The organism is Streptomyces sp. NBC_00435, assembly GCF_036014235.1.
Lineage (GTDB): Bacteria > Actinomycetota > Actinomycetes > Streptomycetales > Streptomycetaceae > Streptomyces.
The window spans coordinates 976739-1000063 of sequence record NZ_CP107924.1 but is presented as its reverse complement, the minus strand read 5'-3'; the positions used below and the strand labels follow the sequence as shown (position 1 = coordinate 1000063).

21 protein-coding genes are annotated in these 23325 nt (G+C 73.8%); 11 read left to right on the top strand and 10 right to left on the bottom strand.

The window, feature by feature from the left end; translation table 11 throughout:
* Positions 1–110 precede the first annotated feature (110 nt).
* Positions 111–905, top strand: coding sequence for a glutamate racemase (locus OG389_RS04365; protein ID WP_328297124.1), 795 nt, complete (start codon positions 111–113; stop codon positions 903–905).
* A 25-nt stretch (positions 906–930) separates the two neighbouring features.
* On the opposite strand, the gene helR is transcribed toward OG389_RS04365, so the two are convergent.
* The 3 genes from helR to OG389_RS04350 all read right to left on the bottom strand — a co-directional run bounded on the left by helR (position 931) and on the right by OG389_RS04350 (position 4860).
* Complete coding sequence (gene helR / locus OG389_RS04360; protein WP_443059414.1) at positions 931–3084, bottom strand: RNA polymerase recycling motor ATPase HelR; 2154 nt, start codon at positions 3082–3084, stop codon at positions 931–933.
* Between the two features lie 220 nt (positions 3085–3304).
* The gene (locus tag OG389_RS04355) at positions 3305–4258 is read right to left on the bottom strand and encodes an ADP-ribosylglycohydrolase family protein (protein ID WP_328297123.1); all 954 of its coding nucleotides are present in this window, start codon (positions 4256–4258) and stop codon (positions 3305–3307) included.
* Positions 4255–4860, bottom strand: coding sequence for a TetR/AcrR family transcriptional regulator (locus OG389_RS04350; protein ID WP_328303507.1), 606 nt, complete (start codon positions 4858–4860; stop codon positions 4255–4257). The genes OG389_RS04355 and OG389_RS04350 overlap by 4 nt, the downstream gene beginning before the upstream one ends.
* A gap of 145 nt (positions 4861–5005) precedes the next feature.
* Between OG389_RS04350 and OG389_RS04345 the strand changes: the two genes are divergently transcribed.
* From OG389_RS04345 to OG389_RS04330, 4 genes are all read left to right on the top strand, one after another.
* On the top strand, positions 5006–6097 hold the full coding sequence (locus tag OG389_RS04345) for an FAD-dependent oxidoreductase (RefSeq protein WP_328297122.1): 1092 nt from the start codon (positions 5006–5008) through the stop codon (positions 6095–6097).
* A 94-nt stretch (positions 6098–6191) separates the two neighbouring features.
* Positions 6192–6707, top strand: a complete 516-nt coding sequence (locus tag OG389_RS04340) for a hypothetical protein (protein ID WP_328297121.1) — start codon at positions 6192–6194, stop codon at positions 6705–6707.
* Positions 6708–6744: 37 nt separating this feature from the next.
* The gene (gene lnt / locus OG389_RS04335; RefSeq protein ID WP_328297120.1) at positions 6745–8385 is read left to right on the top strand and encodes an apolipoprotein N-acyltransferase; all 1641 of its coding nucleotides are present in this window, start codon (positions 6745–6747) and stop codon (positions 8383–8385) included.
* A 26-nt stretch (positions 8386–8411) separates the two neighbouring features.
* Complete coding sequence (locus tag OG389_RS04330; protein ID WP_328297119.1) at positions 8412–8906, top strand: NUDIX hydrolase; 495 nt, start codon at positions 8412–8414, stop codon at positions 8904–8906.
* A gap of 31 nt (positions 8907–8937) precedes the next feature.
* Here OG389_RS04330 and OG389_RS04325 read toward each other — a convergent pair whose 3' ends face one another.
* Positions 8938–9720: a trypsin-like serine peptidase gene (locus OG389_RS04325; protein WP_328297118.1), complete on the bottom strand. Its 783-nt coding sequence runs from the start codon at positions 9718–9720 to the stop codon at positions 8938–8940.
* A gap of 220 nt (positions 9721–9940) precedes the next feature.
* Between OG389_RS04325 and OG389_RS04320 the strand changes: the two genes are divergently transcribed.
* Positions 9941–10108 (top strand): hypothetical protein, encoded by a 168-nt coding sequence (locus tag OG389_RS04320; RefSeq protein WP_328297117.1) that lies wholly within the window; start codon positions 9941–9943, stop codon positions 10106–10108.
* A 21-nt stretch (positions 10109–10129) separates the two neighbouring features.
* On the opposite strand, the gene OG389_RS04315 is transcribed toward OG389_RS04320, so the two are convergent.
* The gene (locus OG389_RS04315) at positions 10130–11713 is read right to left on the bottom strand and encodes a hypothetical protein (protein WP_328297116.1); all 1584 of its coding nucleotides are present in this window, start codon (positions 11711–11713) and stop codon (positions 10130–10132) included.
* 171 nt (positions 11714–11884) lie between these two features.
* Between OG389_RS04315 and OG389_RS04310 the strand changes: the two genes are divergently transcribed.
* Positions 11885–13174 carry an ATP-binding protein gene (locus OG389_RS04310; protein ID WP_328297115.1) on the top strand — a complete coding sequence of 430 codons (1290 nt, stop codon included), beginning with the start codon at positions 11885–11887 and terminating at the stop codon, positions 13172–13174.
* A 327-nt stretch (positions 13175–13501) separates the two neighbouring features.
* Entirely contained in the window at positions 13502–13828 is a 327-nt protein-coding gene (locus OG389_RS04305; RefSeq protein WP_328297114.1) for a DUF6191 domain-containing protein, read from the top strand.
* On the opposite strand, the gene OG389_RS04300 is transcribed toward OG389_RS04305, so the two are convergent.
* From OG389_RS04300 to OG389_RS04280, 5 genes are all read right to left on the bottom strand, one after another.
* Entirely contained in the window at positions 13806–14453 is a 648-nt protein-coding gene (locus tag OG389_RS04300) for a hypothetical protein (RefSeq protein ID WP_328297113.1), read from the bottom strand. The genes OG389_RS04305 and OG389_RS04300 overlap by 23 nt on opposite strands.
* The gene (locus OG389_RS04295) at positions 14450–16051 is read right to left on the bottom strand and encodes a serine/threonine-protein kinase (protein ID WP_328297112.1); all 1602 of its coding nucleotides are present in this window, start codon (positions 16049–16051) and stop codon (positions 14450–14452) included. Before OG389_RS04295 ends, OG389_RS04300 begins: the two co-directional genes overlap by 4 nt.
* Before the next feature lie 161 nt (positions 16052–16212).
* Entirely contained in the window at positions 16213–17469 is a 1257-nt protein-coding gene (locus tag OG389_RS04290) for a Tm-1-like ATP-binding domain-containing protein (RefSeq protein ID WP_328297111.1), read from the bottom strand.
* A gap of 48 nt (positions 17470–17517) precedes the next feature.
* Positions 17518–18024 carry an NUDIX domain-containing protein gene (locus OG389_RS04285; RefSeq protein ID WP_328297110.1) on the bottom strand — a complete coding sequence of 169 codons (507 nt, stop codon included), beginning with the start codon at positions 18022–18024 and terminating at the stop codon, positions 17518–17520.
* Positions 18025–18054: 30 nt separating this feature from the next.
* Positions 18055–19107: a cation diffusion facilitator family transporter gene (locus tag OG389_RS04280; protein ID WP_328297109.1), complete on the bottom strand. Its 1053-nt coding sequence runs from the start codon at positions 19105–19107 to the stop codon at positions 18055–18057.
* 171 nt (positions 19108–19278) lie between these two features.
* On the opposite strand from OG389_RS04280, the gene OG389_RS04275 reads away from it, so the two are divergent.
* From OG389_RS04275 to OG389_RS04265, 3 genes are read left to right on the top strand one after another with little or no spacing between them, the layout of a single operon-like run.
* A complete protein-coding gene (locus OG389_RS04275) occupies positions 19279–21627 on the top strand; it encodes an ABC transporter ATP-binding protein/permease (protein ID WP_328297108.1) in 2349 nt (782 codons plus the stop codon).
* 6 nt (positions 21628–21633) lie between these two features.
* Positions 21634–22320, top strand: a complete 687-nt coding sequence (locus OG389_RS04270; RefSeq protein WP_328297107.1) for a hypothetical protein — start codon at positions 21634–21636, stop codon at positions 22318–22320.
* Positions 22320–23318, top strand: a complete 999-nt coding sequence (locus tag OG389_RS04265) for a serine/threonine-protein kinase (RefSeq protein WP_328297106.1) — start codon at positions 22320–22322, stop codon at positions 23316–23318. The genes OG389_RS04270 and OG389_RS04265 overlap by 1 nt, the downstream gene beginning before the upstream one ends.
* The last annotated feature ends 7 nt before the right edge of the window (positions 23319–23325 follow it).

Below are 23325 nucleotides of genomic sequence, written 5' to 3'. Positions count from 1 at the left end.
GGGAACGGGCGTGTGCGGCGTGGCGGGACACCGGGGTTCGGCGCGCGGCCGCGGGGGACCTGCGGTCCCGCCACCCCGGGCTCGGCCGGGGCATCGATTAAGGTGACCAAGTGAAGATCGCCCTGATGGACTCCGGAATCGGCCTCCTCGCGGCCGCCGCCGCGATGCGCGGGCTGCGGCCGGACGCCGAGCTGGTGCTGTCCTGCGACCCCGACGGCATGCCCTGGGGTCCGCGGACCCCGCAGGACCTCACCGGGCGGGCGCTCGCCGTCGCGCGGGCCGCTGCCGAGCACCGGCCGGACGCGCTGATCGTCGCCTGCAACACCGCTTCCGTGCACGCCCTGCCCGCACTGCGCGCCGAGCTGGAGCCCGCGATCCCGGTCATCGGGACCGTACCGGCGATCAAGCCCGCCGCGACCGCCGGCGGCCGGGTGGCCATCTGGGCCACCCCCGCCACCACCGGCAGCCCCTACCAGCGCGGCCTGATCCGCGACTTCGCCGACGGGGCGCGGGTCACCGAGGTGCCCTGCCCGGGGCTGGCCGACGCCGTCGAGGCGGCCGACGAGGCCGCCGTCGTACGGGCCGTCGCGGCGGCCGCCGCGCTGACCCCGGCCGACGTCACCGATGTGGTGCTCGGCTGCACCCACTACGAGCTGGTCGAGGCCCCCATCCGGGCCGCGCTCGACCGGCGCACCGGCGGCGGCGCGTTCGTCTTCCACGGCTCCGCGGAGCCCGTCGCCGTCCAGGCGCTGCGCCGGATCGGCGCCCGGCCGGAGCCCGGCCTGCCGCGCACCGGAAGCCTGACCGTCCTGCTCAGCGGACGCCCCGGCACGCTGCCCGAGGCGGCTTTCGGGTACACGGAAGGCCGTCTCCTCGCCGGTCGGAGCGCTGCCGTCGGGCGATGAGCCCCAGGCGCGGCCCCGGGACGGATCAGGAGCTCCCGCTCCTGAGGATGACCAGCCGCTGGGTCGCGCGGGTCATGGCGACGTAGCGGTCGACGGCTCCTTCGGTGCCCTCGCCGAAGGTTTCCGGGTCGATCAGGACCACGAGATCGAATTCGAGCCCCTTCGACAGAGCCGGCGTCAACGGCCGGACGCGGGACGATGCCCGCGGTGCGCCGCCGCCTGCGTCACCCGTACCGATGACGCAGGCGACGCCTTCCGCGTGCGCGGCGAGCCAGGCGTCGAGCACCGCGTCCAGATCGGCGACGGATCCGTGCACGACGGGGATGCCGCTGGCGCGGATGGACGTGGGCACGTTGGCGTCCGGGATCGCGGCGCGGATGGCCGGCTCGGCCACCGCCATGACCTCTTCCGGCGTGCGGTAGTTGACGCTCAGGGAGGCCACCTCGATCCGGTCGAGCCCGGCCCGTTCGAGCCGTTCCCGCCAGGACTCCGTGAACCCCTGCCTGGCCTGGGCCCGGTCGCCCACGACGGTGAAGCTCCGTGACGGGCAGCGCAGCAGGAGCATCTGCCACTCGGCGTCCGTCAGTTCCTGGGCCTCGTCCACGACGACGTGCGCGAACGGGCCGGCGAGCAGATCGGGGTCGGCGGTGGTCAGCGCGCTCTCGTCGATCAGGGTGTCCTGCAGGTCCCGCCCGTGCAGCATCCCCAGCGCACCCTCGCTCTCGTCGATCACGACGTTCTGCAGCAGGCTGTCCATGACGTCGGCCCGGCGCGCGCGTTCGGCCGCGACGGCGGCCTCGTTGCGCCGCCTGCGCGCGGAGGCCCCCGCGTCACCCAGCCGCTGCCGGGCCGCGTCCAGGAGCGGCAGGTCCGACACGGTCCAGGCGTGGGCGTCGGGGCGCTGGAGTGCGCTCACCTCCTCGCGGTCCAGCCAGGGGGCGCACTTGCGCAGGTAGGCGGGCACCGACCACAGGTCGCCGACCAGGTCGGTGGCCTCCAGCATCGGCCACGCGCGGTCGAGGGTGGCGTTCAGCTCCCGGTTCTGGAGCAGCGACCTGCGCAGCAGTTGGGGCGGGACCTCGTTGTCGGCGTCCTCGACACCCTGGGCGTCCTGGTCCTCGTACTCCTCCGTGTGCTTGTCCATGAGGATCGTGACCAGTTCCTCGCGGATCTGGTCGCGCGCCTCGTTGTGCGGCGTGCCCGGTTCGACGGCGGCGAACGCGTCCGCCCAGTCGGCGGCGGTCAGCCGGACCTCGGACCAGTGGGTCGAGACCGTCATGCCCTCGGCCGGCGGCTCCTCGTAGATGCGGACGGCGGGCTCGATCGCCTTGACCATGTCCGCCGAGGACTTCAGGCGGGCCACGCGCGGGTCGTCCTCGACGGCCGCCGCCGCCCCCTCGGTGACGAGGTCGCGCAGGGTGCAGGTCTGCAGGCCCTCCTCACCGAGGCTGGGCAGCACATCGGCGACGTAGGCCAGGTAGGGCTGGTGCGGGCCGACGAACAGCACGCCGCCCCGGCGGTGCCCGAGTCGGGGGTCGGAGTACAGGAGGTGCGCGGCGCGGTGCAGGGCGACGACGGTCTTGCCGGTGCCCGGACCGCCGTCCACGACGAGCGCGCCGCGGGATCCGGCCCGGATGACGGCGTCCTGATCGGCCTGGATGGTGGCGAGCACGTCGCGCATCCGGGCCGACCGGTTGCCGCCCAGGCTGGCGATGAAGGCGGACTGGTCGTCGAGAGCGGCGTGCCCCTCGCGCCCGTCGGCGGTGAACACCTCGTCCCAGTAGTCGCTGATCCGGCCGCGGGTCCAGCGGTAGCGGCGGCGGCTCACCAGACCCATCGGGTTGGCGTGGGTCGCCGCGAAGAACGGCTCGGCAGCGGGGGAGCGCCAGTCGATCAGCAGCCGGCGCCCCTCGCTGTCGGTGAGGCCGAGGCGTCCGACGTACACGGGCTCGGGGTCGTCCGCGGGGACGATGTGACCCAGGCAGAGGTCCAGGCCGAAGCGGCGCAGCGTGCGCAGGCGACCGGTCAGGCGGTGGATCTCCGAGTCCCGGTCCATCGCCTCGCGGCCGATGCCGCCGGGCGCCTTGCGCGCGGCGTCGAGGCGCCGGGACAGTTCGGCGACCGAGTGCTCGAGGCTCTGCGAGACCGCCGCGAAGTGCCGCTCGTCGCCGCCGGTCATCGCCGGATCGGCCTTGGCCGAGAGGTGGTCGGGAAGGTCGAACGCGCTGAGGGCCGGAGGGGTCGGGCCGGCGGATCCCACCGCCGACTCGACGCCACCGCGGGACCCATTGACGGACAACAGCTCACGCACTTGGCAAATCTCCTGATTCCGCAGGTTCTGGCCTTAGGTCGGAGATCTTCCCCCGCGAAGGGGGCCTTGCCGCAAGCCCCCCAGTGCGCTATACGTTGTAAGTGGCAAGGAGTGGGTTCTCCTCCTGTGCCGTCGCGAGGCGCCGGGCCAGTTCCCGCAGCGCGGCAGAGTCCAGGACCCGGTCCCCCCAACCCGGCAGCGGCACGTGCAACGGGGCCGTCCAGGACTCCGGCACTGCCGCCTGCCCGTACCGCGCACCGGCCAGGATGCCGGTCACCGCCGCCACCGTGTCGGTGTCCCCGCCCAGGTCCACGGCGGCCCGGACGGCTTCGGTGAAGCCCGCCGTGGTGCGCAGCGCCCACACCGCCGAGCCCAGGCAGGGCCACACCGCCCCGTTGAACTCGGTGGCCAGGTCCGGGTGCCAGTCCGGGGCGAGGACCCGCGCGTACCCCTCGCGGTGGTCCGGGTGGACCTCCGCCAACGTCGCTTCCAGCGCCGCCAGTGGATCGGCCCCGTCCAGTGCCACGCGGACGAGCTCGTGCAGGACGGCCGTCCCCTCCCAGGCGGCCCGGTCCCCGTGGGTGAGGGCCGCGATGCGCCGGGCGGCGTCCATGGTCGCGGACCGCCCCGCCGGAGCGAAGTACACGGCCGAGGTCGAGGCGCGCATCAGGCAACCGTTGCCCGCGGCCCGCGCGTTGATCTGGAAGTGCAGCGCGGCGGCCAGGTCCCACGGGTCGCCGCTCGTCAGCACGTCCTCCGTCTGGAGCCCGATGTCCTTGGGGTCCCCCGCCGCCCAGCGCTGGAACCGGCCGAAGAGGTCGGGGAGTTCCAGTCCGCCGCACTCCAGCAGGGATTCGCCGACCAGCACCGCCATCTGCGTGTCGTCGGTGGCCTCGCCCGGGTCCCAGCCGCCGCCCCCGCGCATCTCCTCGCCGCGGGCGGTCAACTGCCCGGCGGGGCCGAACTCGTAGGGCGCGCCGAGCGCGTCACCGGCCGCCGAGCCGAGTACGGCGCCCACGGCGCGGTCGAGTCGCGTGGTCATGCTTCCTCCTGGTGCGGTTCGGGGCATACGCGGTCCAGCAGATCGCGGGTGAAGCCGTCGAGATCGTCCAGCCCGGCCGCCGCCAGGGTGTCCGGCGCCCCCGTCAGGAGGTGCAGGACGGCACCGTGCAGGGCGAGGGTGAGTGCGCGGGCCCGCCCCGGCCCGGCCGGCAGTCCGGCGGCGGCCAGTAGGTGCCCGTACGCGGCGAAGTCGGCCGCCGCGATCGGGTCCAGGAGCGCGGCCAGCCACGGTCGCCGGGTCGCCTCGGTCTGGAGCTCGAAGTACGCCACGACGCGCGGCCGGCCGGGCCCGGCCACGTCCCGGAGCAGTCCGGAGAGCAGCGCCGCGAGTGCGGTCCGGTCGGTGGGTCCGGGTCCGGGTCCGGAGCCCGCGAGCAGGGCGGCCAGCGCCCGGTACCGCTCCAGACAGCGTTCGGCGACCGCGCGGAGCAGGGCGTCGCGGGTCGGGAAGTAGTTCTTGGACGTGCCGAGCGGCACCTCGGCCGCCGCGTCGACGGCGCGGTGCGTCAGACCGCGTCCACCGGCCTCGGCGAGCACCGCGACGGCCGCGTCCCGCAGCCGGTCCCTCCGGTCCTGGTTCAGGTTCACGTTGCCAGCTTAACCACAGCCGTGGTACCACGGATGTAGCACCACAGGTGTGGTGGAATTCGAGTATTCGAGTAACTCGAGTAACTCGAGTAACTCGAGTAACTCGAGTATTCGAGTGGTCCTGAGCAGGAGGCCGACCATGGAGACGAGTGCTGCCGGTGCCGGTGCCGGTGCCCACTCGGGTGTGGGCTCGGCGTTGGTCGTCGGCGCCGGGGTCGGCGGCCTCGCCACCGCCATCGCCCTGCGCCGCGCCGGATGGACGGTCACCGTCCTGGAATGCCGGCCCGCGCCGGAGCGCTACGGAACCGCCTTCGGCATCCACCCCACCGCGCAGGCGGCCCTGGACCGGCTCGGCCTCGGCGAGGTCCTCCGGGAGCGGGCGGTCCCGTACCGCGCTGCCCGGATCAGGCGCCCCGACGGCCGGGTACTGGCCGCGCTCCCGCTGGAGCGGATCGAGCGCAGGGCGGGCCGGCCCGAACTCCTCGTCTCCCGCCCCCACCTGATCGACGCGCTGCTCGCGGAGCTCGACCGGCTCGGCGGCACGGAGGTCGCGTACGGGCAGGCGTACGAGCCTTCCGCTGCGGTCGGCGCAGACCTCCTCATCGGAGCCGACGGCATCAACAGCGCGGTCCGCGCCGACCGCCTCGCCACCGGCAGCGCCCCGCGCGAGCTCGCCGAGGTGGCATGGATCGGCATCGCCGGATTCGAGACCGGCGTCTACGGCGAGACCTGGGGCCGCGGCCGCTTCTTCGGGATGACCCCCGTCGAGCCCGGCCGCACCAACTGGTACGCCACCGTCCCCGCGGCCACCACCGCGCGGGACCTGCGGGCCGCCTTCGCCGGCTGGCACGACCCGATCCCGCGCGTGCTCGCCGAGACCGACCCGCGGACCTGGATCCGCTACCGGATGCGTCACCTCCACCCGGCGCTGCCCTCCTTCACCCGTACGGGCGGCCCCTGCCCCGTCGCGCTGGTCGGCGACGCGGCGCACGCCATGACCCCGAACCTCGGTCAGGGCGCCTGCACCGCGCTCCTCGACGCGGAGGCCCTGACCCGGGCCGTCGCCGCCCACGGCGGCCCGGGCGGCCTGCCCGCCGCGCTGCGCGCGTACGACGCCGAGCGCCGGCGCAGCGCCCAGCGGATCGCGTTCGCCTCCCGGACCCTCCACCGCTTCATGACGGTCCGCCGCCCGGCGCTGCGGGACGCGCTCGTGGGTCTCCTCCCGGGCTAGGGCCGAGCCCGCACGCGGTGGTCCGCGGGCCGGCCCCGGCCACGCCCGGCCGGGGTCGGTGGCGTACGAGCGGAACGTGAGTACGCTGCTACACATGACGGGTCACCCCCCGGGTCCGCTCTGGACGGGCCGGGCCTCCAACCGCGTGCAGTGGCTCCTCGCCGGAGCCGGTGCGGCCTGTCTGGCGCTCGGCGTCGAGCTCGCCGTCGACTACGCCTGGGACGCCGGCGTCGTCGCGCTGCTCATGGCGGTGATCGGCTGCCTCGCCGTGGGTCTGCTCATCCTCTTCGGCACCCTCGCCTTCGTGCACGCCACCGTCACCATCGACGCCGAGGCGGTGGAGGTGCGCTGCGGCCACATCGGTCTGCCGCGCCGCAGGATCCGGCTCGAGGAGGTGGCGGCCGCCGAGTTCGTGCCCCGGATCACCCCGCAGCAGTGGGGCGGCTGGGGCTACCGCTGGCGCCCGGAGCGGGGGACCGCCGTCATCGTCCGGCGCGGCGAGGGCCTCGAGCTGAGGCTCGGCGACGGCAAGCTCTTCACCGTCACGGTGGACGACGCACGGAACGCGGTCCTCGTGATCCGCGCCCATCTGCGCGCCCTGGCCCACTGAGCCGTCCGGCACAGCACGGGGACGTACACTCCGCCAGATGAGCAGCAGTGCGACCCGCGCGGCCGGGAACGAAGCCGGGAACGATGTCGGGAACGAAGCGGAAACGGAAGCGGAAGCGGGAGTGGCAGCGCCGGAGACGCGGTCCGCGGCAGGCTCGCCCGTGCGCCGGTGGGCCGGCCGGCTGGCCCGGCCCGCGCTCGCCGTCGCGTCGGGCCTGCTCCTCTACGTGAGCTTCCCGCCCCGCCCCCTGTGGTGGCTGGCGCCCCTCGCCCTCGCCCTGCTCGGCCGGTGCCTGTACGGGCGCCGCGCGCGGGCCGGCTTCGGCCTCGGCGTCCTGCACGGCCTCGGGTTCCTGCTGCCCCTGCTGGTGTGGACCGGAGAGGGCGTCGGCCCCGTCCCGTGGCTGGCGCTCGTCGCCCTGGAATCCCTCCTGATCGGCGTCACCGCCCTCGGCATCGCGCTCGTCAGCCGGCTCCCCGGCTGGCCGCTGTGGGGCGCCGCCGTCTGGATCGCCGGCGAGGCGCTGCGCGCCCGCGCCCCCTTCGGCGGCTTCTCCTGGGGCAAACTCGCCTTCGGTCAGCCCGACGGGGTCTTCCTGCCGCTCGTCGCGCTCGGCGGCACCCCCCTCCTCTCCTTCGCCGTGGCCCTGTGCGGATTCGGGCTGTACGAGGCCCTGCGCGTCGGCGCCGACACCCGCCGGGCCACCGCCGCGCTGCTCGCCGCGACCGCGGTGGCGGCCCCGCTCGCCGGAGCCCTGGCGGCCCGGCCGCTGGTTTCCGACGCGGCCGACGACGGCACCGCCGTGGCCGCAGTCGTCCAGGGCAACGTTCCGCGCGCCGGGTTCGACTTCAACGCCCAGCGCCGCCAGGTCCTGGACAACCACGCCAACCGCACGATCCAGCTGGCCCAGGACGTCAAGCTCGGCAAGGTACCGAAGCCGGACTTCGTGGTCTGGCCGGAGAACTCCTCCGACATCGACCCGTTCGCCGAGGCCGACGCCTACGCCGTCATCGACAACGCGGTCAAGACCATCGGGGTGCCCGTCGCGATCGGCTCCGTACTGGCCCCGGAGACCGGCCCGTTGCGCAACACGATGATCCTGTGGGACCCGGTCAAGGGACCGGTCGACACCTACGACAAGCGCAAGATCCAGCCCTTCGGCGAACGCATCCCGATGCGCTCCTTCGTCCGGCTCTTCAGCGCCGACGTCGACCGGGTGCGGCGCGACTTCGGCCCGGGCAAGGAGCCCGGGGTCTTCGACATGGCGGGCAGCGGAGTCGGCATGGTCACCTGCTACGAGGCCGCCTTCGACGACGCCGTCCGCTCCACCGTCCAGGCCGGCGCCCAGGTCATCGCGGTGCCCAGCAACAACGCCACCTTCGGCCGCACCGAGATGACCTACCAGCAGCTCGCCATGGACCGGGTCCGGGCCGTGGAGCACAGCCGGACCGTCCTGGTGCCCGTCACCAGCGGGGTCAGCGCCGTGATCCGGCCCGACGGGAAGATCGTCCAGCAGACGAAGATGTTCACCGCCGACGCGCTGGTCGCGGAGATCCCGCTGCGCTCCACCGAAACCCCCGCCACCCGTTTCGGTCCGCTCGTCGAGTACCTCCTGCTGGCCGTAGCCGCGGCCGGCCTCGGCTGGACGCTGGCGCGCCGCATCGGCAGGGCCTCGTAGGGCCGGAGGCCTCGTAGGGTCGGGGGATGACCACACCTGACTTCATCCGCACCCTGCGCGCCACCGCCGGTCACCAGTTGCTGCTGCTGCCCGGGGTCACCGCCATCGTCGTCGACGACCTGGGGCGGGTGCTGCTGGGCCGACGCGCGGACACCGGGCGCTGGTCGGTGATCGGGGGGATCGCCGAACCGGGGGAGCAGCCGGCCGAGACGGCGGTGCGCGAGGTGTACGAGGAGACGGCGGTGCGGTGCGTACCCGACCGGGTGGTGCTGGTGCAGATGCTCCCGCCGATCACCTATCCCAACGGGGACGTCTGCCAGTTCCAGGACATCACCTTCCGCTGCCGGGCCACGGGCGGGGAGGCCCGGGTCAACGACAACGAGTCGCTGGAGGTGGCCTGGTTCGAGCCGGACGCGCTGCCGGAGCCGCTGGAATCCTTCGCCGTCGACCGGATCCGCCAGGCGCTGCTCGACGAGCCGACCTGGTTCGAGGCGCCCGCCACGGCGGCCCACGGCCACTGACGGCCGTATGGGCGCCCCGTACCGGCCCGCCTCAGCCGTTGACGGCCGCCTCGCGGTAGAGCTCCACCGCCTGGTCGCCCATGACCGCGCTGTACGAGACCTCAGGGACAGTCCCGCCGCCCTCGTAGCCGCCGAGGACGCCCGCCAGGGCGCCGTCGACGAGCCAGGGGCTGCCGCTGGTGCCGCCGCTGAGGTCCGGGCACTCGATGCGGCGCTGGGTCGGCGAGAGCATGGTCGTGCCGTTGGCACAGTGCAGCGGGGACTCCTCGGAGCTGGGGTAGCCCACGATGGACACCGTGGCGCCGGCCGGCTGCTCCGCCGCGACCGGGAAGCCGCCGACCAGGTCCTCGACCTGCCGGCCGTCCAGCGGGGCGACGGTCGCGAAGGCGATGTCGTCGTCCGGGTCCTTGCCGTCCGTCCAGTCCGGGGCCACGTACATGTCGGTCAGCCTCCACAGACCGTACGGGGTCTCGCCGTCCCGGTAGCCGGGGGCGAAGTAGGTGGTGTCCAGGTCGCCGCCGAGGCAGTGAGCGGCCGTGGCGATCACATCGCGGTCCTCGCTGCGCACCACGGCGGCGGTGCAGAAGTGTCCGCCGTCGATGCCGCCGGCGAACAGCGCACCCACCCGCGCCGACGCCGCGTCGGCGGCGGCCGCGGTGGTGACGCCGAGCGGAGGCCCGGCGAGCGCGTCGGGGACGTCGACGCTCAGCAAGGCCGTCATCGCGGCCAGGGCGAGCAGGATCCGGGAGGCGCGCCGGCCACGGGCACGGGCGCGGGGGCGGCGTTCCGGTCGGGAGGAGAGGCGCTGGATCATGCACCAGAGCCTTCCCGGGAAACCTGTGACCGGAGGCGGGGAATCCATAAGAATCAGCTGTGAATCCCTCGCGCGAAACCCGAGGAACGGGGGCTTCCAACGGATGCCTCCGAAGTCGTGCGCGCACGGTTCGCGGACTGGGGGGTCCGACGGGCACAGCCCCACCTGGATCAGCTGGGCGGAGCTCGAGCGGGTAGACTGGTCGGAGCCGGCGGAGCGGGTGGACGCCCGCATTCACGAGTACCGCCGCACGCCGGGCGGCTGGGTCATGTCCGGCAAGGCGGCCCGGGACCCGCGGGTCGCCGAACGGATCGGGCTGCCGATGCGGCGCGATCCCGGCCGGCTGTCCAGGTACGGGGCGCACGACTGGCCCGAGGGGACCGGCTGACGGAGCGGCGGCCCGACCGGCCTACGGGCGCCGCTCGTACACCGTCACCCGGCGGCCGCGGACCTCCCGGTCCTCCACCACGGTGAACTCCTCCCCGAGGACGGCGGCCTTCGCCCGGTCCGCCTCGGAGCCCGACCGTCCCGGCACCTTCGCCGCGTCCGTCACCAGCAGCACCCGCCGCCGCTGCAGCAGGGCCGCCCGGATCCGCGCGGGGTCGGCCTCCTCGCCCTTGAGGGTGCCTGATTCCACGGGGCCGCGGGCCAGGGCTGTGTCGACCAGGCCGGCGAAGGCCCCGGGCGACACCAGCGCGGTGTCCCGCCGGGCCGCCGGGACGAAGAGCACCGCGTCGCCGTCCCGTTTCAGCCGGGACACCTCCCCGGCCACCGCCAGTACGTCGTCCACCCGGCTGGCGGGGGACCTGTCGGCGAGCGCCACGGGCAGCACCGCCAGCGCGGAGACCCCGATCACGGCCGGTACGAGCGCACGGGAGGTCCCGGGCCACCGGGGCGCGAGGACCCGGACGGCCGCTCCCAGTCCCGCGCCGATCAGCAGGGCCAGCCCCAGCATGGAGAACAGCACGTACCGGTCCAGGAACAGCGGCTGGACCAGGGAGGCGGCGGCCAGCCCCAACAGGGGCACCGCCAGCAGGGGCAGACCGACGGCCGCCGCCGACAGCCGCCCCGCCCGGCCAACCCGGCCGACCCGCCTCGGCAGGTCAGCCTGCCCCGCCCGTGGCCCGTTCCACCGGTCCGCCCAGGCTCCGAGCACGCCGACCGCCACCAGGATCGCGGGGCCGATCAACATGTGCCAGGTCAGCGGTGGTATCCACGAGACCTGGCCGGACTGGGTCCGGCTGAACAGGATCAGCGGCAGCGTCCCCGCCACGGCCGCCCCCGAGGCCAGCAGCCAGGGCACAACGACGCCCCGCCCGGACCGGACCCACCACAGGGTCACCGCGTGCGCGGGCAGGATCAGCAGCGACAGCCAGTTCAGCAGCGCGCAGACCAGCACGAGGGCCCCGTACGCCGTCCAGCGCGGCCACGTCCGCCGGGCGGGGCGGCCCGCGAGGAGCAGCGCGACCAGCAGCAGGGTCGAGACTCCGCCGCCGCCCGCGACCAGCGCGTACGCCCGGCCCTCCTGGAGCTGGAACTGCACGGCCGGCAGCAGCCCGAGGGCCAGTCCGCCGCCCAGCCCCGCCCACGGGCCGGCCAGCCGGCGCCCGATCAGCGCCACACAGGCGGCGGCCACCGCGACGGCCAGCACCGAGGGGAGGCGCAGGGTCGTCGTACTCGCCCCGAACACCTCGAAGAGGACGTGCATCAGCAGGTAGTACAGGCCGTGGACGACGTCCACGTTGCCGAGCATGTGCCAGATCTCGCCGGGGGAGCGCTCCGCCACCTGCCAGGTCGCCGCCTCGTCCCGCCACACGCTGTTCTGCCGGGAGAGCCCCCACAGCCCGAGCGCCAGCGTCCAGAGGACCGGAACCAGCCAGACGAGGTGCCGGCGCCGGCCGCTGCCGCCCGAGGGGACAGCGGTGGCGGTGGTGGGGCTCGTCCGGGCATCCGGGTCGGCGCGCCGGGGACCGGTGGATGTGTGGGATGTCATGAAGACGTACGGATCCTCGGTCGGCCGTTCGAGTGGAAGACGCCAGTCTATGGACGACACGGACGGTTTCCGGACCGGCTGTTGTGCACGACGGAGCGTGATCGCGGAGCCCGGCCGCCCCTAGCCTCGCGACAGAAGGAACGCGGGAGCACGAACGAGGGGCGGTACCAGGTGAACTGGCTGATTCACGACTACCGCGAGAGCGATCTCGCGGCCGTTGTCCATCTGATCGACACCACGGCCGAGCTCGGCCAGGAGTCGGTCTTCTCACTCGCCGAATGCATCAGCGCCCTCACCGACCGCCAGCCCTGCGTGGTCGCCGTCCACCAGGGCGTCCCGATCGGCGCCGCACTCGCCTGCGTCACCGGCGAGCGCGCCTGGGTCATGCGCATCGCCATAGCGGCCGGCTGGCGCGGCCGGGGCCTGGCCAGCGCGCTGCTCGTGGAGCTGGAGCGGCGGCTCATCGCCGCCCGCGTCGGCCGCATCGCCTACGTCCTGCCCGAGGAGGACCTGCTCGGGGAGGGCCTGCTCAACGCCGGCTACACCCGGCAGCCCGCCGTCGCCTACTTCGAGAAGACCGAGCCGCTGCACGGTCCGGCCGCCGGTCTGCTGGACGACCTCGGCGGCCGCTTCCTGCCGAACGATCTGTGGGCCAAGGTCGCCGGCATGGAGAAGGAGAAGGACCTCATCGAACGGCGCGTGGTGCTGCCGCTCGCCGAGCCCGAACGGGCCGCCGCGCACGGGGTCCGGCCGCCGCGCGCCATCACCCTCTTCGGTCCGCCCGGTACCGGCAAGACCACCTTCGCCCGGGCCATCGCCTCCCGCCTGGGCTGGCCCTTCGTGGAACTGCTGCCCTCCCGCCTCGCCGACGAGGGCAACCTCGCCACCGCGCTGCGCGACGCGTTCGCCCGGATCGCCGAGCTGGAGCGGGTGCTCGTCTTCATCGACGAGGTCGAGGAGATCGCACCCGTGCGCACCGAGCCCGCCCAGCCCGGCGGGATCCACGGGGTGACCAACGAGCTGCTCAAGCTGATACCCGGCTTCCGGGAGGGCGACGAACGGCTGCTGGTCTGCGCGACCAACTCCATCCGCTCGCTGGACCCGGCCTTCCTGAGGCCGGGCCGCTTCGACTACCTGATCCCGATCGGCACACCCGACGCGGGCGCACGCTCCGCGATCTGGGCCCGCTACACGGCGGGCCGCCCCGATGTCGACGTGGCGGCCCTCGTGGCGGCGAGCGAGCTGTTCACCCCGGCCGACATCGAGCACGCGGCGCGGATCGCGGCGCAGGTGTCGTTCGAGCGAGACCTGGAGGCGGTGGGCGCGCGGGGCGCGGCGGCCGCGCAGCTGGGCGCGAGCACGCGGGACTACCTCGAGGCGGTGGCGCAGTGCCGACCGACGGTGACCCCGGCGATGACGGGGGAGTTCGCGGCGGACATCACCGCGCACGCCAGGTTCTAGAGGGGGGACGGGCAGCCCCGGACCACCCGCCACGGGCGGGCGGGCGGTACGGCCCGCAGCCACTCCCCAAAGCGGCTGCGGGCCTCCCGCGCGGACTTGGCATCCGTGCGGGACAGCCACGTTCCGTTTGGGGTGTGTCGCCGGCTGGAACGTGGCAGCAAGGGTGCCGTGAGGGCTTCATCCCTGATCCCTCGCCAACACATTCGAGTCAACCAGGGGCAGGGGTGTGCCGGCCTCGGCCGCACGGCCACGATCGCCCCGGCCGGAAGGACGGGCCGGCGGGCCGCGGTCATGGGCCGAAAGGAGGACGGGGGTTAGGGTCGGGCCATGGCCTTCGTCGTCTTCATGACCATCCCGGGGCTGGCGCTGCTGCTCACCGCCATCGCCTTCCTCGACCTGACGCTGGAGCGCGCCGGCCGGGCGGGGCTGCTGCCGTGGCGGTGGAACGGCCGCAAGGGCCAGATGTCCTCGACCGGATTCGAGCAGCTGCACGCCAGCTTCTCGCCGGGCAAGCAGAACGAGCTGAAGGAGCGGCAGAGCGCCCTCGTCATGCGCGACGACGAGGAGGACGGCGCCCCGCCGCGCTCCCGCGTCGACCTGGACGGCGGCCGCGCGGTGATCCGTATGCCGGCTACGGGCGGCAGCGGTACGTGAACTGCGTCGCGGCGGTCCGTCCGGTGGGCGAGACCAGCTGGAGCTCGGCCTTCGCCGGGTAGGTCCCCGCGCCCTGGAAGGTCCACAGCAGGTGCAGCCGGGCTTCGTGGCGGCCGCTGGGCGCCCGTTCGGTCAGCTGCTCCGACCGCGTGCCGTCGCTGCGCAGCCAGCGGTAGGTGAGGACCCCCGGGCGCCCGTTGGTCCGTACGACGGCCACCACGTCGGCGGTCGCGTCGCAGCCGGGGCCCTGCGGGTCGGTGGCCACCGTCACGTCCTGGACCTCCAGGGCCGGGCCGTAGCGCTGCCAGCCCAGGTAGGCGAGGACCGCGACCAGGACCGCGGCTGCCAGGGTGTAGCGCCGCCATCCGCCCGGCCGGCGGACGGGCCGGGGTTCCGGGTCCAGCGGGAACGGCAGCGGGAGGGCGGCCGTCACCCCCGGCCCGAAGCGCAGTACGGATCCCTCGACGCGGTCCGGTACGACGCCCCCGCCCGTTGCGTCCGCCCCGCCGGGTACGTCGAACTGCCTGGTCGGGGCCGGCTCCTGCGGCGGCCCGCTGATCCAGTGGCTGCCGAGGACGGTGGCGCTGTACTCGTCTTCGCCCCACGGGGCGCGGGGATCGCTCATCGGGGCACCACGCAGCGCGGGATCTCGGTGGTCGCGTACGCGTACCGCTTGGGCGCGGCGGGCTTGCTGGAGACGCGCGCCGTCAGGTAGCAGCCGCTGCGGCGGGTGAAGGTGTGCCTCTGCGGTGGCAGCGTGGTCCCCGCGCCGGCCGGGGCGGGCAGGGTGTCGGTGCCGTCCGCGACGGCGAGGTCGTTCGGCGCGTTGCCGAGGAACCACTCGATCACCACGGTCACGGGTCCGCCCTGGGCGTCGAGGCTCACGGTCGCTTCACCGATCGTGGGCGAGGCTCTGAGGGTGACGGACACCGAGGACACGATCAAGCTCGGGGTCGGTGTGGGTGTCGCGGACTTGGTCGGGGTCGGGGTCGGGGTCGTGGTCCACGTCGGCGTCGGGGTCGGGGTCGTCGTGTAGGTCGGGCTCGGGCTGGTGCTCGTACTCGCCGAGGCGGACGGAGAGGGCGTCGGCGAGGAGGAGGCCGACGGGCTCGGCGCGGGAGTGGACGCGGGGGACGCCGGGCCCGCTCCCGAAGCGCTCGACGTCGCGAACGCGTTCAGCGCCCTCGCCCCGCCGGGCTCGGCGCCGACCGCCTGGTAGCCGAGTACGGCCACCACTCCCAGCACGAGCGTCGCCCCGGCCGCGACCAGGCCGCGGCGGCCCGGGGTCCATCCGGACGGCGGCTTGGGCAGCGTGGTCGTGGCCAGCGCGGTGGTGCCCTGTGCCGGGGCGCCCGCCGAGGGGAACAGCAGCGGCAGCAGCGCCGCCAGCGCCGCCAGCTTGCGCTGTCCGCGCTCCTCCCACTGGGGGCCGTACGCCGCCCGCGCCACCGCTTCCAGTTCCACGACGAACGCCTCGGCGTTCTCGGGCCGCTGTTCCGGGGCCTTCGCCAGGCCGCGCCGGATCAGCGGACGCACCGGCTCCGGAGCCTCGGTCTCCGGCACCGGGGCCTCGATGTGCTGGACGGCGAGCTCCGCGAAGTTCTGCCCGTCGTAGGGCTTGCGGCCGGTCAGGCACTCGAAGAAGGTCGCCGTCGCCGCGTACACGTCGGCCTCGGGGGAGGCCGGCCGGCCCTGCCACTGCTCCGGCGCCATGTACGCGGGCGTGCCCGCCGCCCCGGGCGTCGTGCCCAGGGGCGTGGCGATCCCGAAGTCCACCAGTTTGGAGGTGCCGTCGGCCGCCACCAGTACGTTCGCCGGTTTGTAGTCCCGGTGGACCACACCGGCCCGGTGGGCGTCGGCCAGCCCCAGCAGGGACCCCTTCAGCAGGACCAGCGCCGCCTCGGGTCCGGTCCGCCCGCACTCCTTGAGCAGGGCGTTGAGCGGGACGCCGTCCACGAGTTCCATGACGATCGCGGCGCCGCCGGGCGCCTCCACGTACTCGTACAGCCCGACCACGTACGGGGAGCGGAGCTCGCCGAGCAGCTGGGCCTCGGCCCGGAACGTGGCGACGAAGGCCGGGTTCGCGAGCATCCGGTCATTGAGGTACTTCACCGCGACGGCCGTGCCGGTGCCCTCGTGGACCGCGAGGACCACGCGGCCGCTGGCGCCCGAGCCGAGCTCACGGATCTCCGAGTAACCGGGAACCGACCACATGCCGTTCATCGCCTTCCCCCCGCTGTGACGTGACCGCGCCCCGGAGCCGCTCCTCCCAGGGGACCGGCCATCACCTGGGACACGTTTGCGCCACGGCCGGTTCCCGGTCCCGGCAGTTGTCCGCGGACCGGCCGGGGCCGGTCGCGGGCCGGGGCCGGGCCAGTGGGACGTCAGGCCGCCGCGGCCTGTGCGCCGATCATGGCGTGCAGCCGGTCGGCCGCCGCCCGTCCGAAGTCCGGATCGTTGATGTGGGTGTCGTAGTCGTAGAGCCGGGCGGCGCTGCCCCGGAGCCCTTCGCGGAGCGCCGAGAACAGTGCCCCGTCGGCCGCGGGGTCATGGTACGGGCCGCCCGGCGCACCGAGCGTGGACAGTCCGCGCAGTGGAACGCAGACGGCCGTGGGGCCGGTGGCGGCGCGGAGCTTGGCGGCGACCCGGCGGCCGAGTTCCGCGCACTCGGCCTCGGTCGTACGGATCACCGTGATCGAGGGGTTGTGGACGCGGACCCGGCGGTAGCGGACCCGCTCCGGCAGGCTCTCCATCGGGCCGAACTTCACCATGTCCAGCGCCCCCAGGCTCACCACCTGCGGAATCCCGGCCCGCCCGGCGGCGCTGAGCCGGTCCGGTCCTGCGGTGAGGATGCCGCCGCACAGGTCGTCGGCGAGTTCGCTCAGGGTGAGGTCGAGGACCCCCGCGAAGATCCCCTGGCCGGCCAGTGTCTCCAGGGTCCGGCCGCCCGTTCCGCTGACGTGGAAGACCAGTACCTCGTAGCCGAGGTCGGTCAGGCGCTCGCGGGCCGCGTCCACGCCGTTCGTGGTCACGCCCGCCATGCTCGCGGCGATCAGCGGACGGCCCCCCGCGCCCAGCCGGGGAGGCCGCCGCAGTTCCATGGAGGCCCGCCCGTAGGCCTTGGCCATCCCGGCGACGGCCTCGACGGCGTTGGTCAGGACCGGCGCGGAGATGCTGTTGATCCCCGCGATGTCCACGACGCTGTACATCATCGTGATGTCCGCGGACCCGACGTACGGGGCCACGTCCCCGGACGCCATCGAGGAGACCATCACCTTCGGGACGCCCAGCGGCAGTGCGCGCATCGCCCGGGTGGCGATGGAGGTCCCGCCGCTGCCGCCGATCGCCAGGACTCCGTGCAGCCGGCCCTCGGCGTGCAGGCGCAGCAGGGTCGCTTCCGCGCCCCGGGCCATCGTGGTCACGGCCGCGCCCCTGTCGGCGGCCGCGCGCAGTTCGGACAGTTCCGTTCCCGCGGCCCGCGCCACCGCTTCACGCGGCACATCGGCGGGGACCCGGGGCTCGTTCATGATTCCTGTGTCGACCATGACCACTTCGACGCCGGCGCGCAGCAGCCTGTCGCGCAACCAGCCGTACTCCACACCCTTGGTGTCCAGGGTTCCCACCAGCACGACGTTCGTCATACGTGCAATGTCCATGCAGGTGGGGTTTGTTGGCAAGTAAAGGTCGGGTCAACCCTGGTGCTCAAGGAGCTCCAACAGCCTTTCCAGAAAGGGAATTTGAGCCACGACCAGCTTGGTTCTGGCCATCGGGGGAACGAACCACGACACCCGGTCCAGCTCGGGGAACTCCGCCGTCCGCCCGGACTTCGGCGGCCACTCCATGGTGAAGGTCCCGGGCACGGCCAGCGCCGGGTCCAGGTCCGCCCGCACCGCCCAGATCGTCACCACCTTGCCGCTGGTCATCCGTACGTCGCCCAGCGGCAGGTACGGACCCTCCGGCGGCGGCAGTCCGAGCTCCTCCTCGAACTCCCGACGGGCTGCGTCCCGGGGGGTCTCGTCGGGCCCGTACTCCCCCTTCGGGATCGACCAGGCGCCCGCGTCGCGGTGTTCCCAGAGCGGGCCGCCCATGTGGCCGAGCAGTACCTCGACCCCGGGGGGCTCCCGGTGGCCGTCCCCCGCGGGTTCCCCGGGGGACGGGCGGAACAGCAGCAGTCCGGCGCTTCGCTTCGCGGTCATGGCCCCATGTATGCCCCGTCGGGGCACGTCTCAGTGGTCGTGCGGGCCCTGGCGGTGCACCGGGCCGTGGGCGTCCGCGCAGTGCGGGTCGGACGGGTTCTCGCCCGGGCGGCCGACGGTGAGGAGGGATTCCTGCACGTGGTCCACCTGGAGGGTGGTGTGCGTGATCCCGTACTCCTTGGACAGCAGGGCCTCCAGGTCCCGGCGCACGGCGTGGCAGTCGCCCTCCGGGGCCACCAGCACGTGCGCGGACAGCGCGGCCTGCCCGGAGGTGATGGTCCAGATGTGCAGGTCGTGGACCTCGCTGACCGGCGGCTGTCCGACCAGGCGGTCGCCCACCGTGTCCGGGTCCACATGGGCCGGGGCGGCCTCCAGGAGGATCCGCCCGGACTCGCGGACCAGTCCGTAACCCGCCTTGACCATCAGGACGACCACGACGAGGGAGGCGATCGAGTCGGCCTGGCGGAATCCCGTGGTGAGCACGATCAGACCGGCGACGGCGGTGCCGATGAAGGCGAACAGGTCGTTGAGGATGTGCTGGTAGGCGCCCTCGACGGCCAAGGAGGTGCGGTTGGCCTTCGAGATGCACCAGGCCGCCACGATGTTCACGACGATGCCGGCGAGAGCCGTCACCAGCACCAGCCCGCCCTCCACGGGCGGCGGGTCGAGCAGGCGCCGCACGGCCTCGTACGCCAGCCAGACCGCCAGCAGGAGCAGGGTGAGGCCGTTGGCCTGGGCCGAGAGTATCTCCGCGCGCTTCAGGCCGTACGTGAAACCACCCCGCGCCGGGCGGGCGGCCAGCCGCATCGCGATCAGCGCGAGCACGATCGAGACGGCGTCCGTCAGCATGTGCGCGGCGTCGGAGATCAGCGCCAGGGAGTGCGCCAGGACGCCGATGACCACCTCGATGGCCATGAAGCCGGTGATCAGGCCGAGGGCGATGGCGAGCCAGCGCCGGTCGGCGTCCGCGGCCACGCCGTGGCTGTGGCCCGCGTGGCCGTGGTCGTGCCCGGGCCCGGCCCGCCCCGCGCCGTCGTGCCCGGCGGAGTCGTGGTCGTGCGGCGCCTGCTGGTGCGCGCTCATGGCATCCCCCGTCTGTCGTTCGTTCCACTGCCGCTGGCGGATGTGTCGCCTGAAGTGAAGCGCACCTCGCGAAGATGGGCAAAGGCTGCAACGGGGACCGTTGTCATTACCCATAACGCCGCTCTGACCTGCGGTTATGCCGATCACTCCGGATCGTGGGAAAATCACTGCATGGTCCAGCGCCCCGGTGTGCCGACCGCGCCCGAGCTCGTTGTGGAAACGGACGGGGGCTCCACCGCGATGAGCCCGGACCGGACGTACCACGTCGGCCGGGACCCCCTCTGCGAGATCTGCCTCGACGACGCCCGAGTCTCCTGGCACCACGCGGTCCTGCGCGTCCGGGGCGACCACTGGACGCTGGAGGACGAGGGCAGCACCAACGGCACCTGGGCCGACGGCCACCGCGTCCGCGAGTGGGCCGTCGGGGTCGGCAGCGAACTGCGCTTCGGCAGCGCCGCCGACGGGCCGCGGGTCCGCCTGGTCGACCCCTCCCCGGTGCGCTCCCGCCCTTCCTCGGTCTCCCACCCGGACCTCACCAGCACCTTCCGGCAGCCGACCTCGATCCGCCCGCTGGCCGCCAGGACCGCCGTCCGCATCGGCCGCTCCCCGGAGAACGACCTGGTCGTCGACGACCTCGTCGTCTCCCGCCGCCACGCCGAACTGCGCGCCCGCGCCGACGGCACGTACGAGATCGCCGACCTCGGCAGCCACAACGGCACCTACCTCAACGGCGCCCGCCTCGACCGGGCCGCGGCCATCGGCGAGGGCGACATCGTCGGCATCGGCCGCTCCGCCTTCCTCCTCGTCGGCGACCAGCTCCAGGAGTACGTCGACACCGGCGAGGTCTCGCTGGACGTCCAGGACCTCACCGTCGCCGTCGACCAGGGCCGCAAGACCCTCCTCGACCACGTCTCCTTCCCCGTCGGCGCCAAATGCCTGCTCGCCGTCGTCGGCCCCAGCGGAGCCGGCAAGTCCACCCTCCTCGGCGCGCTCACCGGCCTGCGCCCCGCCGACCAGGGCACCGTCCTCTACGACGGCCGCGACCTCTACCGCGACTACGCCGAACTGCGCAGCCGCATCGGCCTCGTTCCGCAGGACGACATCCTGCACGCGCAGCTCACCGTCCGCCGCGCCCTCGCCTACGCCGCCGAACTGCGTTTCCCGCAGGACACGGTGAAAGCCGAACGCGAGGCCCGCGTCGACGAGGTGATCGGTGAACTGGGCCTCCAGCAGCGCGTCGACCAGCCCATCCACAGCCTCTCCGGCGGACAGCGCAAACGCGTGTCCGTCGCCCTCGAACTGCTCACCAAGCCCTCGCTGCTCTTCCTCGACGAGCCCACCTCCGGGCTGGACCCGGGCATGGACCGCTCGGTCATGAACATGCTGCGCGGACTCGCCGACGACGGCCGCACGGTCATCGTCGTCACCCACAGCGTGCTGAACCTGAGCGTCTGCGACCGCCTCCTGGTCCTGGCTCCCGGCGGGCGGGTCGCCTTCTACGGTCCTCCCGACGAGGCACTCGGATTCTTCGGCTACGACCAGTGGCCCGAGGCCTTCGAAGCCTTCGAGAACGAGCGCGACCGCGACTGGGCCGGGGAACACAAGGCCTCGCCCCTGCACCGCCGCTACGTGGCCGTCGGCCGGCTCCCGCTCGCGGGGGAGGCCGACCGGGCCGCAGGAGTCGCGCCCCGGCCGCCGCCCAAGGCCCAGAGCTGGGGCTCCCAGCTCTCCACCCTGATCCGGCGCTACGCCGCCGTGCTCAGCGCCGACCGCACCTTCCTGATCATCATGGTCGGGCTGCCGTTCGTCATGGGCGCCATGGCCCGCGCCCTGGCCGGCAGCGAACTGACGGCGGAGACGGCGCTGAACGCCCTGTTCATCCTGTGCGTGGGCGGGGTGCTGACCGGCGCGGCCAACGCGGTGCGCGAACTCGTCAAGGAACGCGTGATCTACCAGCGCGAGCGTGCCGTGGGCCTGTCCCGGTCGGCCTACATGATGTCCAAGGTGGTGGTCCTGGGCGCGGTCACGATCGCCCAGGCCGTGGTCCTCACCCTGGTCGGCCTCGCCGGAGTCAAGACCAACGCCCCCGGCGGCAAGGGAGTCTTCCTGCCACCACTGATCGAGATCACCCTCGCCGTCGCCCTGCTGTCCGTCACCGCGATGATGCTCGGACTGCTGATCTCGGCCCTGGTGAGCAAGGAGGAGGTCACCATGCCCCTCCTGGTCCTGCTCACCATCGTCCAGGTCGTCTTCTGCGGCTCCCTGCTGAAACTGACCGGGGTGCCCGTCATCGAACAGCTGGCGTGGTTCGTGCCGGCCCGGTGGGCCATGGGGGCGATGGCCAACACCATCGACCTCGGTGCCATCGTGCCCGGCAAGATCACCCAGGATCCGATGTTCGACCACGAAGCCAACCTGTGGCTCATGGAGATGGGCATGCTGGTGGTCCTGTGCGTGCTCTTCGGCGTGCTGGTGACCCGGGTACTGCGCCGCCACGAACCCACCGTCATGCGGAAGTAGCCGCCCATGACCACCCCCGACCAGGCCGCGGACTTCCGGCCCACCCACATCGTCCCGCAGGAGGGGCTGCCAGCGTGGGAGAGCCCGGACCTGTCCCGCCCCACCGTGCCGCTCGACGCCTTCCTGCCCGTGCAGATGCTGTCCCGGCACGGGGAGTGGGCGGAGATCCTGTGCGCCAACGGATGGTCCGCCTGGGTGGACGGGCGACTGCTGGTCACCGTGCCCAAACCGCCGCCGACCGGCGGCCGCCCGCTGACGCGCGCCGAGGACCCGCAGCCGCTGCTCGCCCGGTGCGCCGACGCGCTGGAGCACTACCGCCAGGCGGTGGCGGACCTCGCCGCCGGGCACTCGGACGCCGAGGGCTTCCGGCGCGGCGTACGGGGACTGCGCGCCGGGGTCGTCGTCGACGGGGAGTTCGTGTGGCTCTACGACGCGACGGCGGGACGGTGGATGTTCGGGGACGGGAGCCGCCTGCTGACCTACGCGGTCGCCTCGGGACCGGGTGCTCCGCCCGCGCGGGAGACGCCGCGGGCGCAATCCGGCACCGTGGGTGGGGCCGACGTACAGGATGCCCAAGGGGGGCCGGCCGCGGCTTCTGACCCGGCTCCGGCCCCGGCTCCGGCCTCCGCCTCGGCCGCGGCCTCGCACGAGCCCACGAGGATCGTCGGTCCGCCCGGGCCGGAGGCGGGGTGATGGGCGGGGTGCCAAATGAGCCGGCCGGCGCGGAGCCGGTGCGCAGGCGCGCCTCCGACCTGCGGGGACGGCGGATCGCGGGGTACGTGGTGGAGGCCGAGATCGGGCGCGGCGGAATGGCGGTGGTCTACCGGGCCCACGACGAACGCCTCGACCGGACGGTCGCGCTGAAGCTGCTCGCCCCCGGACTGGCGGGCAACGAGGTCTTCCGGCAGCGGTTCGCGCACGAGTCGAAGGTCGCCGCGGCCATCGACCACCCCCACATCGTGCCCGTCTTCGAGGCGGGGGAGACGGAGGGGCTGCTGTACATCGCCATGCGGTACGTGGAGGGTCAGGACCTGCGGGCCATGCTGGACCGGACGGGCCCCCTGCCGGTCGAGGACGCGGCCAGGATCGCGGGCCAGGTGGCCTCGGCGCTGGACGCGGCGCACGCCCACGACCTGGTGCACCGCGACGTGAAGCCCGGCAACATCCTGGTCGCGGGAGGCACGGACAGCGAGCACCCGGAGCACGTCTACCTGACGGACTTCGGGCTGACGAAGAAGTCGCTGTCCCTGACCGGGTTCACCAGCGTCGGCCAGTTCGTCGGGACTCTGGACTACGTGGCGCCCGAGCAGATCGCCGGAAAACCGGTGGACGGGCGCTGCGACGTCTACAGCCTGGGGTGCGTGGTCTACGAGATGCTGGCGGGCGCCCCGCCGTTCCAGCGGGACGAGGACATGGCGCTGCTGTGGGCCCACCAGTACGATCCGCCGCCGCCCCTGGCCTCGCGCCGGGCCGGACTGCCGGAGGGGGTGGACGAGGTACTCGCCCGGGCCCTCGCCAAGGCTCCGGAGGACCGGTGGGGGAGCTGCCTGGACTTCACGGGGGCGCTGCGGAGGGCGGGCGCGGCCGCGGGGTCGCCACCGGGTGCGCCGGCGGTCGTCCACGCGCCCACCCGGGCGGCCGCCGACGGGCCGCCGCCACCACCGCCGAGGTGGGCGCTCCCGGTCTTCTAGGCCGGTC

Excerpts from the sequence above, each read along its gene's own strand:
- lnt (WP_328297120.1), top strand. The coding sequence starts at position 6,745 with ATGAGCAGCAGTGCGACCCGCGCGGCCGGGAACGAAGCCGGGAACGAT.
- OG389_RS04295 (WP_328297112.1), bottom strand. The coding sequence starts at position 16,051 with ATGAACGGCATGTGGTCGGTTCCCGGTTACTCGGAGATCCGTGAGCTC.
- OG389_RS04305 (WP_328297114.1), top strand. The coding sequence starts at position 13,502 with ATGGCCTTCGTCGTCTTCATGACCATCCCGGGGCTGGCGCTGCTGCTC.
- OG389_RS04330 (WP_328297119.1), top strand. The coding sequence starts at position 8,412 with ATGACCACACCTGACTTCATCCGCACCCTGCGCGCCACCGCCGGTCAC.
- OG389_RS04265 (WP_328297106.1), top strand. The coding sequence starts at position 22,320 with ATGGGCGGGGTGCCAAATGAGCCGGCCGGCGCGGAGCCGGTGCGCAGG.
- OG389_RS04290 (WP_328297111.1), bottom strand. The coding sequence starts at position 17,469 with ATGACGAACGTCGTGCTGGTGGGAACCCTGGACACCAAGGGTGTGGAG.
- OG389_RS04280 (WP_328297109.1), bottom strand. The coding sequence starts at position 19,107 with ATGAGCGCGCACCAGCAGGCGCCGCACGACCACGACTCCGCCGGGCAC.
- helR (WP_443059414.1), bottom strand. The coding sequence starts at position 3,084 with ATGACCGGCGGCGACGAGCGGCACTTCGCGGCGGTCTCGCAGAGCCTC.
- OG389_RS04325 (WP_328297118.1), bottom strand. The coding sequence starts at position 9,720 with ATGATCCAGCGCCTCTCCTCCCGACCGGAACGCCGCCCCCGCGCCCGT.
- OG389_RS04340 (WP_328297121.1), top strand. The coding sequence starts at position 6,192 with ATGACGGGTCACCCCCCGGGTCCGCTCTGGACGGGCCGGGCCTCCAAC.
- OG389_RS04355 (WP_328297123.1), bottom strand. The coding sequence starts at position 4,258 with ATGACCACGCGACTCGACCGCGCCGTGGGCGCCGTACTCGGCTCGGCG.
- OG389_RS04315 (WP_328297116.1), bottom strand. The coding sequence starts at position 11,713 with ATGACATCCCACACATCCACCGGTCCCCGGCGCGCCGACCCGGATGCC.
- OG389_RS04270 (WP_328297107.1), top strand. The coding sequence starts at position 21,634 with ATGACCACCCCCGACCAGGCCGCGGACTTCCGGCCCACCCACATCGTC.
- OG389_RS04275 (WP_328297108.1), top strand. The coding sequence starts at position 19,279 with ATGGTCCAGCGCCCCGGTGTGCCGACCGCGCCCGAGCTCGTTGTGGAA.
- OG389_RS04345 (WP_328297122.1), top strand. The coding sequence starts at position 5,006 with ATGGAGACGAGTGCTGCCGGTGCCGGTGCCGGTGCCCACTCGGGTGTG.
- OG389_RS04300 (WP_328297113.1), bottom strand. The coding sequence starts at position 14,453 with ATGAGCGATCCCCGCGCCCCGTGGGGCGAAGACGAGTACAGCGCCACC.
- OG389_RS04285 (WP_328297110.1), bottom strand. The coding sequence starts at position 18,024 with ATGACCGCGAAGCGAAGCGCCGGACTGCTGCTGTTCCGCCCGTCCCCC.